We start from the raw sequence: 1,076 nt of genomic DNA, 5'->3' as shown, positions 1-1,076 counted from the left end.
CTTTCTGATCAGTAGCCTTGGAGGAATATACAATTTCGTTATCCATATTTCATCTCCTTTCCCGATAAAACAGAATAACATGCATATTTTAGCTTTGTATATTGCCTCCATCTCTCCAAGTTTGATTGTAACGGATATCAGAAAGGAAAACAAGTTTATAATTATTTACCGTAAAATCTTACAATTGATCAGACCGATACCACATACGGTTATTCCAACTGCGATCACTACATCTTTGTTATCTCCAACAATGTTCACATACTTTGCTTTGCCCGGACGATAAATGATCTCCACCGGATCATTCTGGTTTAACTTTTTGTTTCCGCCATTTGCAGCTCGTAATTTCATATCCTGTCCATTATACTGAAACCGCACAACCGGAAAATCAACACCATTTTCATTGACAAAGTCAGTAATCGTTCCCGGAAGCTTTTTCCCCTGCCGGTCAACGATGACCTTGATCAAACACAGGATACCTCCAATAAATTCTCTGTTACACGCAAAGAATTCATTTCTTTCATATTATCGTGCGAACAAAAGAGGTACAAGTTGAAAATGTTTATTTCTTATAGAAGTTATATCCATCTATCTAATATTACAAATGCGTTAATACATATTCCCCAAATTCAGGTAATGAAAAGAAAACATACCCATGTTCCTTGCAATCAATAATACCCCTTTTCTTTAACCTGTCTCGATACGGATTAAACTCATTTGTTTTCAACGAAAGCTTATCTCGTATCTCCTTTATTTACCAGATTCTGTTTTTGCAATACCATAACAGATCTTCCTGTCTCTGCTCTATTTCTACAAGTCAATATGACTCGAAAAAATGGCATAAACATTATAAAAAAAAGAGTCGTCAATATACCAAAAGAAATTAATAAAAATATTCTGCAAATATGCAAGTTATTACATCCAGACATGCTGTTTGTTACATCAACCGTTTTTTCGTTTCTTTTTCTGCTATGGTTATGTTGTCGACAAAACAGGCGCCGGATATTACGAGGAATTAAATTTATGTACAATGAAAATGAAAAAAGAAACATTGCTGTCTCACAGAAAGGCAATGCTAT

Annotated in this window: 1 protein-coding gene; it reads right to left on the bottom strand. The window is 34.7% G+C overall.

Going from position 1 to position 1,076, the window contains the following annotated elements:
* Nucleotides 1-165 precede the first annotated feature (165 nt).
* Nucleotides 166-465, bottom strand: a complete 300-nt coding sequence (locus tag DXA07_RS12885; protein ID WP_117807214.1) for a hypothetical protein — start codon at nucleotides 463-465, stop codon at nucleotides 166-168.
* Between the last annotated feature and the right edge of the window lie 611 nt (nucleotides 466-1,076).

Origin of the sequence: Clostridium sp. AM54-37XD (assembly GCF_003478225.1) — a bacterium.
GTDB lineage: Bacteria > Bacillota > Clostridia > Lachnospirales > Lachnospiraceae > Coprococcus > Coprococcus ammoniilyticus.
Note: the sequence above shows the minus strand (reverse complement) of the source record. Positions and strands in the feature narration are given on the sequence as shown.